Here is a 7,948-nt window from a genome sequence, read left to right as displayed (position 1 = left end):
TTTGAAACCAGCCAAAAACACCAGACCACACCACGGGGTGGCGGGCCCGGCACATTCAACCAATTCAATACAATAAATTGGTATCAACAAACTTGGCACACTATTGAGTTCTCAAACAACAGACACACCCGGCACCACCACAACCAACAAACAGTCGCGGATCGCTCCGGAGCAACTTTTCAAACTTACCCGATCTCGGGAGTGTTTGCAAATTCGCATTTCTGCGATCTACATTCTCTCGAAAAGGTCCCCACCCTTATTTGGCACGCTAATTGCGAACCATTTTCAGGCTGTTTAGAAGGGGGTCGGTCGCTCTCTTTCCGCATCAGCGGCGGCGACTCGAATTACTTTACACGCCGAGAGGACCCTGCACAAATCGGCCTGCGAAGGTGTCCCCTGGCGGCATATTCCCCGGATCCACGCGGAATCCGGCCGCCGCAGCCGCGCCCAAACGGCAGCGGGCCGGCGTCGGGCTTCTGTGGAGTGGGTCACACGGCTACCGGTCCCCCAGCAGCGCCTGCACCTGGAGCAGGAATTTCAGGCCGCCGTCGGTCAGTTCTTTCTCCCTAAGAAGGAAGCGCGGCGCGGGGACCGTGAGCTGGAGGCAGTCCAGGGTCTCGCGCACCGTGCGGTCAATGTCCCAGGCCCACTGCTCCGGGATCGGATCCCCCGAGCGGTTGACGAAGCCGGAGGCCTCGAGGGCACTGAGAATGACTTTGTCGCGCAGGCTGTAGGACGGGGCGAATCCCTGCACCAACCAGTGCGCCGCAAGCCGGGTCATGAGTTTCAAGGCGTCGTTCTGCGGAGCTCCGATCGTCCCCACCATGTAGTCCCAGAGCTCGTCCGGCTCGTCCAGGCCGATCTTGCCCAAGGGCGCCAGCACCAGCCTGCCATTGCGCTTGTGCAACAGCTTCCAGTCCAGCAGGTGCAGTCGGAGGTTGAGCACGTCCTTGGCGTTGAGTTCGCGGTTTCCCTTGCCCATGATTTCGTCGTGCCAGCCGAGCTCATCCAGCGTGCGACGGACCATCGCCGGCTTCAGGTAACCATCCTTCGTCAGTTCCAGCCCCTCGCCCGCGGTGTTCTCCAGGAACCACATGATGGGGCGGAGCACGGCGTCACGCTCTGCCGGAGTGACGGGCCGCGGCCATAGCTGGAGGCTGAGCCGCCCGAGCTTCCGGTTGACGGCGTCGAGGTCAAAGGCACCGACGTTGAACTTCGAGGCCCATTCGCCTGTGACCTCCGAAAACCAGGTTGCGGCGTCGTAAAACTCCGGGTGCTTCTCGTTCGCGAGCACCTCCGCCAGCCGCCGGTAGCCGCCGGGGCCGCCGGAGTCCTCCACCGGCCCGCGGTTAGCGCCGTCCACACACGTGATCGTCCCCTCCGGAGACAGCCCGGACCCCACAAGCTCCACCTTGTGAATCCAGGTGTCGCCAAAGTCGTATTCGTACTCGAACTGACCGGGACCGGTCCCTTGGGCGTCGATCAGTTCGAAGAGGACGACGCCGGACGCCGGCTCCGCGTCAACGTCCTCAGCTGCTTCGTCGGGGCCAACGATCACTCGGGGCTCGCCGTTGCGGTCGGAGCAGCGGATGCCGTAGAGGTGGCGGTCCTGCCACCCGAAGGCGCACTGGATTGCCTCGTGGAACTGCGGGACGGTGAGCGTTTCCGGGAGGAGGAGACGCCGCCAAATCTCGGGCTCGGTGCCCTCGATGCTGATGCGCAGATCGACGGCCGGGACTGTGCTGGGAACTGTGTTGGGAAGGGCGGGCCCCGCAGTGTGCATGCTGGCCATTGTGCCAGAGACCTGTGTCCCGGAAGCCTGTGTCCCGCCACGTCACGTGTCCCGGTCACGCCCGAACGACTAGCATTCAGCAGTACCGGTGCGATGCACGATCTGGGGCAACGCGGGTTGAGGCTTGAGGAGGAAATTATGTCCAGTTTCCTCTTCGCCACGCTCGACGCCGGCGGCAACCTCCCTCCCCCTCTGGGCATCGGCCGCGAACTGCTGCGGCAAGGACACCGGGTCCGCTTCCTCGGGCACGCGCAGCAGGCGACGGCGGTGGAGGCCACCGGCGCGGCATTCATCCCCTACCGGCACGCGGCCCCACTGGATCTCGCCGTGCCGGCCCCGGCGCACCGGCAGTTCGCGGCCATGCTTTCCTCGTTCAGCGACGCCGGCATCGGCCGCGACCTCGTAGCGGAGGCGCGACGCGAGCCGCCTGACGTCGTCGTCATCGACTGCCTGCTCCTGGGCGCGATCGATGCCGCCGCCAAAGCCGGGCTGCGGCACGTGGTGCTGGTCCACAGCTTCTTCGCATTCTTCGACGGACCGTTCCGGCACGCCCCCATGGGCGCCGCGCTCACGCTGAAGGGGCTGCCTCCGCGCCGCGTGATGCGGCATGCGGAACGGGTACTGGTCTGCGCGGACCCGCTCCTGGATCCGGCCGGCTCCTGGGACAGGGTCTCCTGGGAGAGCCACCCGGACAAGGTGGCGTGGTCCGGGGCCGTAGTAGACGACGTCATCGTGGCCCGTGCCGGGACGACGTCTGCCGAGCAACTGGTTCCCGCACCGCCCCCGTCCGCGGCGCCGTCGTCAGGGGTCTCGACTGCCGGACCGCCTCCCGGGCCCCCGCGGGTCCTGGTGAGCCTGAGCAGCATGGCGTTTCCAGGGCAGCAGGAGGTGCTGCAAAAGATCCTGGACGGGGCGGCCGGGCTGCCGGTGGAACTGATCGTGACCACCGGCGCCGCGGTGGATCCGGCGAGCCTGTCCGCGCCCAGAAACGCCGCGGTGCACCGCTACGTCGACCACAACCGGATCATGCCGGGCTGCAGTGCGGTCATTTGCCATGGCGGCCACGCCACATCCATGCGCGCGCTGGCCCACGGCCTGCCGGTCCTGGTCGTGCCGATGCACCCGATGATGGACCAGCACATGGTGGGTAAGGCCATCAGTACGGCAGGCGCCGGCGTCTTGCTGAACCGCACATCGTCGCCGGAACAGATCGGCGCCGCCCTCGCGGCCCTGTTGGCGTCCGAGAGTCACCGCAAGGCAGCGGCGTATATCGGCGACCGCCTCCGCAGGGCCGCCGGGGCCAGGGCCGGTGCGCAGATCCTCGCCGACCTGGCTGGTTGAGCGCGGGGCGTGAGCCTGCCGCTCCAAGCGGCTGAGCCTGCCGGCACAAGCGGTGGAGCTTCCCGCGACCTCTGTCCCGCCGTCGGCCGCAGGACTAAGATTCCAGCTGCACCGATGGGATTGCCACCGTGCTGAAACCGTTGCGTGGAAGGACATTTGTCATGGAATGCATAACGTGGTTCGCGCCGATCCTGCCCGGGAAACTGGAGGCGTGGAAAGCACTCGACGCCGAGATGAGCGGGGCCCGGGCCGAAGAACACAAACGCTCGCGCGAGCGCATGGGCATGACCCGCGAGGTTGCCAGCCTCATGCAGACCCCACAAGGGGACTTCGTCTGCCTGTTCCACGAGGCCGAGGATTTGGAGAAGGCGTTCCGGGCCCTTTCGACGTCGGACGATCCCTACGACGTGTGGTTCCGGGAGCAACTCGTGGAACTTCACGGCCTGACACCGGAGATGCTGCAGGGCCCTCCCCCGGCCCAGCTGACGTTCAACTACAAGGCGGACTGAGCGGCAAGCCTTCAAACTAGCCAAACCCGCCGGGACTCCTTCGGGACTTGACTAGCAGGGACTGGGAACTCTTCCTCGGAGCTCCCTCATCTGATCCTCAAGGGCCCGAATACCCCGAATTCTCCGCCGCCCGACGACTTCGCCCGCGACCGTCAAGACCACGTACGACGCCGCACTGATCCAGTAAAACCAGAGGCCGTCCGGGTCAATGAGTGCGTCATGGACATTTAGCGCGACGAGACCCGCCATCAATATCGGCGCTATCCAGCGGCCAAACACCAGGTTCCGCCGCCATCTGTCAAGCGCAGGAGCCCAGTCGGCAAAGAGGCTGGCGAGAGGAAGCACACCCGTGCGCAACGCCAGTTCCAACGAGGCGTTCTGCTCGTCGCTGAGCCTATGGTCGTCCTTGAGGACGGCTCTCTCGAGCAGCGGCGCAAAGAGAGTGGATGCCGTGACCAGGACCGCAAAGGTCGCCGCGGACGGCCACAGCTGATCCCGGAATGATGTTTCAGGTGCCAGGGCGACTTGAACGGCGACGCAAATCTGGGTCGCCACGACGAACTGCCCCGCAGTGGCCACCCAGAAGGCCGGTCGGGTCAGCACCCGGCTCATAGTCCATTTCATCAGCTCCAGGCCCCCATCGGTCATCGACCACGCCGCTGTTCCTTGCGAGGACTCTACGCCGCCTTAACGACTGATGACAGGAACTGGGTAGCAACGACAACTCCTGGCCTACTCGACGGCTCGAACCCGACGTTGTTCGGCTGTAGTAAGCGGCGCAAGAAGCCGCGACAGAAGCCCAAAGAGGAGCCGGGCGAAGAAAGCCTCACCCCGCAGGCAGTCCCTCCACGAAGGCCACCTGCGTCGAGTATTGCTGGTAGAGCTTGACGGCTTCGTCGATCTCAATGTGGCCGAAGTTCAACGCGACCTGCAGCCCCTCCAACTGGGCGCTGCAGGTCTCGGCCGCGCTCACGCGGTCTGCCAGCGAACGGGACGTGGCAAAATTTGTGGCCAGCGCCGCGGCAACGGAAAAGATCACCGCGAACAGGCACAGCACGCGCCACACCAGCGAGTCGTCGCTCAGGTTGAAGATTGCCGCCACCGATTCGGTGAACCCCGTGCCACCGAAGGCGGGGCCGGCCGTGAGCGCCGCGGCTAGTGCGCTGCCGACGATGCTGATATTGGCCAGCCGGGTGCGCCGGGGTCTTTCCTTGCTGAGATAGGAACGGAGGGCCTGCTGCTTCTCGTCGATGCGGGAGGACAGCCTTTGCCGCGTATCGGATGTTTCGTCCATGATCTGGTACCAGCTTCCCTCGCCGATCGTGTCCGCACGCCCGGAAAGGGGAACCCGACCGCCAGCGGCCCGACCGCTCCCCCGGAATCCCCCAGCCGGGGCGGCAACTCCCCGCCCCGTTGCCGCTCTCCACCCGAAACGCGCACACGTTTAGGATGCTCCCGCGTCACTGCGGGTGTCTAGACACTGGACCGCCGACGTCGGCCCTGCCCGCGCGCCCGGACTGCCGGCGTCGGCAGTCGCCGTGGGCCCGTCCCTTTCGCGCTTGAGCGCCTTAATGTCGCCTTCCACGGCATTTGGGGCCTATACGGGAGGCCGCCATATTCGCTGCTCGTCGAGAGGGAGGTCAGCCGGCGGGGCGGTGATCTGGGCCGTGATCCCCTGGGCACGGAGTTCGGCCACAAGGATGCGCAGCATTTCCTCCGCCATGCCTTTCGTGAGCTCGCCTTTGGTGTCAGTCCAAATCATGGGGCCCTGATCGGTCAGATAGACGTCGGAGACGTAGTTCGGCGTGTACTGGGGGTATTCGCCAGTCATTTCGGCGCGAGTGAGTTCATTGCCGTCCTGATCCACAGAATAGAAGCGCCCTGCCGCGGCATACAGCGCCCTGGCAGCCTTGTCCTGGTCGTCGGACACGACGAGGAACGCCGGTGACGTTTCCCATCCGTCGCCCAGTCCTTCCTCGTACTTCTCTCCCTGCTGATCGAAGATGTCAGGCGCCACGGTTACGCTCATCGCGCTGTTTCCCTTCAAGGTGCTGTCGCGGGCAATGGGCGTGCTCGACGGCGGGCTCGGTGCAGGGGTTGCCGCCCGCGGGGTGGGCGAAGTGATGACTGGACCGGGTTGTGTGAATCCAGAGCATCCGGCCAAGGCGATTCCCAAAGCCACCACTGCTGCCCCGCAAAGATGTCGTCTTGACATTTATCTCTCCCCCGACGCCTATCAGCCGAGGTCAGCGTACGCTACACCCCTCACGCCGGCCTACACCCGTTGGGGATGGGACCCGCTCGCCGACGCCGCGGGCGGTCTCCATGGGACTTGCCGGGCTGCCCGGCTGCCCGAACCACCGGGTTACCGGGTTATCGGCGGCTTCCGCCGGTGCCAAACCAAGAACCGCGCGACGACGGCGAACGACCCCCGCCTCCAGCGTTGGAGATGGGGGCCTTGTCCGCGCGGTTAGTGGCGTGCGGCTGCTGGGGTTCGGTCAGCGCAGTGACCGCAGCGACGCGTACGGTTCGCTGGGCAGGTTACCCGCCGTCCAGGGGCTGATGGACCGCACGGGCGGGGTGTGGCCCCGGCCGTCGCGGACGACCGCGACGATGGTGGCGACGGCTGCGTAGACCATGAGTCCAACGAGCAGGATGGCGGCAAATTCCATGGAAAAACACCTCGGGCGATTGATAAAGCTGGTTGTTGGGACGAGTGATGAAACTGGTTGCTGGGGCCGGATTCCGGGGTAATCGGTGCGGTGAGGGCTGGAGTTGTGGTCGGGTTTCCGGACCCTTTATTTCCGGTCCCTTGGGGGGACATGTCCAGTTTCCGCGGCCACCGTGTGAGCCAGCGTGTGAGGGGTTTCGCGCCCGTTTTGGCTCCGGCCTGGGTCCGGTCCCGCGAAGACGCCGACGTCGCTATGTCCTGCCTGCCCGAAGTGGAGACTGTTCCGCTGGTGTGGCCACACTGCTACCTTGGCTGGATGGAACGATCTCTAATGAGGCCAAGGAACCGCAAGATCCTCGCGGGAGTCTGCGCAGCTGTTGCTCAACGCTTCGGCATCTCCGTGACGCTGGTCCGCCTCGGTTTCGTGTTCTTCGGCTTTTTCGGCGTCGGCGAGCTGGTCTATATCGCGTTGTGGATCCTCATCCCGAAAGCAAAATAGGGGCCACTTGTCAGGACAGCCCGCCGCGGACACCAGCCCAACGGCGGGAGTCCGGCGGCGTTGCCGGCTTCCCGCCGTCGGGCATGGAGTCGGTGACGCGTTCGCGTTTGATTTCGTGTTCCGTCTGCTCCAACGCAGCCGTGATCGTGACGACCATCGACCCGCGGGAGCCGCCGGACGCTGGCCACTTCAGACGAAAAGTTGCTTCATCGCTCTGCGGTGCGTTGGGGGTCTGCGGCGTATTCGGACCAGCCGCCGGCGTAGAGCCGGCCTTGGCCGAGGCCTGCGTGTTCAAGGGTCAGCAGGTTGTGGCATGCCGTGATGCCTGATCCGCAGTAGGAGACGACGGTGGAACCGTCTCGGATCCCGGCGCGCGCGAACGCCTCGCGCACTTCCGGGATGGGGCGCAGGCGCCCGTGCTGGTCGAGGTTCTCCCGGCAGGGCACATTCACGGCCCCTGGGATGTGCCCTGCCTGAGGATCGGTGGGTAGCTGAAGGCTGCCGTCGAAGCGATCCGTGTTGCGCGCGTCGACGATCGCCCCGTGCCACCTGTCGAGGTCCCCGGCCTGCACCAGGTGTTCTGCGGGCCAGTCGGCAGCGGTGAATGTCGCCGGGAAGGGATGTGTCGGATTCTTCTCGAGCGGGTCCGCCCACGCGGCGATTCCGCCGTCGAGCAGGGCCGCGCGCTTTCCGAGTGCTCGCAGCATCCACACGAGCCGTGCTGCGATGACTCCGCCGGCGTCGTCGTAGGCGACGACCGTCGAGTCGTCGCCGATGCCAAGCGAGGACATTCCTTGCGCGAACACTGCGGGATCCGGCAGCGGATTGAGTCCGTGCGGCCCGGTGTCGCCGGACAGCCACGCGTCGAGGTCGACGAACACAGCGCCCGGGATGTGGCCGCCGTCGTACTGTGTCCGCCCGGACGAACCGTCGAGATACCAGCGCACGTCGACCACGACTACGTTGCCGAGGTTCGCCCGAAGCCACATCGCGTCAACGAAGACGGGAGGGAAGCCACGGGTTGCCTGAGTCGATTCCATGGCCCATGGTAATCATGACGTCCACGATTCAAGACAATAGGTCTCACATTTTGAACACTTGCGATGCGGGCTCTCATCTCAGCACACGTTGTCCGC

Annotated in this window: 9 protein-coding genes; 3 read left to right on the top strand and 6 right to left on the bottom strand. The window is 65.3% G+C overall.

Going from position 1 to position 7,948, the window contains the following annotated elements; all coding sequences use genetic code 11:
• Positions 1 to 496: 496 nt before the first annotated feature.
• Positions 497 to 1,783, bottom strand: a complete 1,287-nt coding sequence (locus C9424_RS17465) for a plasmid pRiA4b ORF-3 family protein (RefSeq protein WP_161958248.1) — start codon at positions 1,781 to 1,783, stop codon at positions 497 to 499.
• A gap of 147 nt (positions 1,784 to 1,930) precedes the next feature.
• On the opposite strand from C9424_RS17465, the gene C9424_RS17460 reads away from it, so the two are divergent.
• The gene (locus tag C9424_RS17460) at positions 1,931 to 3,133 is read left to right on the top strand and encodes a glycosyltransferase (RefSeq protein ID WP_161958247.1); all 1,203 of its coding nucleotides are present in this window, start codon (positions 1,931 to 1,933) and stop codon (positions 3,131 to 3,133) included.
• Positions 3,134 to 3,294: 161 nt separating this feature from the next.
• Entirely contained in the window at positions 3,295 to 3,642 is a 348-nt protein-coding gene (locus tag C9424_RS17455) for a DUF6176 family protein (RefSeq protein ID WP_116768147.1), read from the top strand.
• A 51-nt stretch (positions 3,643 to 3,693) separates the two neighbouring features.
• On the opposite strand, the gene C9424_RS17450 is transcribed toward C9424_RS17455, so the two are convergent.
• The 4 genes from C9424_RS17450 to C9424_RS21735 form a co-directional block, all read right to left on the bottom strand.
• A complete protein-coding gene (locus C9424_RS17450) occupies positions 3,694 to 4,290 on the bottom strand; it encodes a hypothetical protein (RefSeq protein ID WP_116768146.1) in 597 nt (198 codons plus the stop codon).
• 178 nt (positions 4,291 to 4,468) lie between these two features.
• The gene (locus tag C9424_RS17445) at positions 4,469 to 4,936 is read right to left on the bottom strand and encodes a hypothetical protein (RefSeq protein ID WP_116768145.1); all 468 of its coding nucleotides are present in this window, start codon (positions 4,934 to 4,936) and stop codon (positions 4,469 to 4,471) included.
• A 303-nt stretch (positions 4,937 to 5,239) separates the two neighbouring features.
• Positions 5,240 to 5,671 carry a hypothetical protein gene (locus tag C9424_RS17440; RefSeq protein WP_116768144.1) on the bottom strand — a complete coding sequence of 144 codons (432 nt, stop codon included), beginning with the start codon at positions 5,669 to 5,671 and terminating at the stop codon, positions 5,240 to 5,242.
• A gap of 469 nt (positions 5,672 to 6,140) precedes the next feature.
• Positions 6,141 to 6,314 (bottom strand): hypothetical protein, encoded by a 174-nt coding sequence (locus C9424_RS21735; RefSeq protein WP_202615913.1) that lies wholly within the window; start codon positions 6,312 to 6,314, stop codon positions 6,141 to 6,143.
• A 330-nt stretch (positions 6,315 to 6,644) separates the two neighbouring features.
• Here C9424_RS21735 and C9424_RS17435 point away from each other — a divergent pair, with 330 nt between their 5' ends.
• Positions 6,645 to 6,812 carry a PspC domain-containing protein gene (locus tag C9424_RS17435; RefSeq protein WP_237563535.1) on the top strand — a complete coding sequence of 56 codons (168 nt, stop codon included), beginning with the start codon at positions 6,645 to 6,647 and terminating at the stop codon, positions 6,810 to 6,812.
• A 206-nt stretch (positions 6,813 to 7,018) separates the two neighbouring features.
• On the opposite strand, the gene C9424_RS17425 is transcribed toward C9424_RS17435, so the two are convergent.
• A complete protein-coding gene (locus C9424_RS17425; protein ID WP_116768143.1) occupies positions 7,019 to 7,852 on the bottom strand; it encodes a sulfurtransferase in 834 nt (277 codons plus the stop codon).
• Positions 7,853 to 7,948 lie beyond the last annotated feature (96 nt).

Source organism: Arthrobacter sp. H-02-3 (assembly GCF_003097355.1).
GTDB lineage: Bacteria > Actinomycetota > Actinomycetes > Actinomycetales > Micrococcaceae > Arthrobacter > Arthrobacter humicola.
The sequence above is the reverse complement of the archived record's forward strand: the minus strand, read 5'-3'. Positions and strand labels throughout refer to the sequence as shown.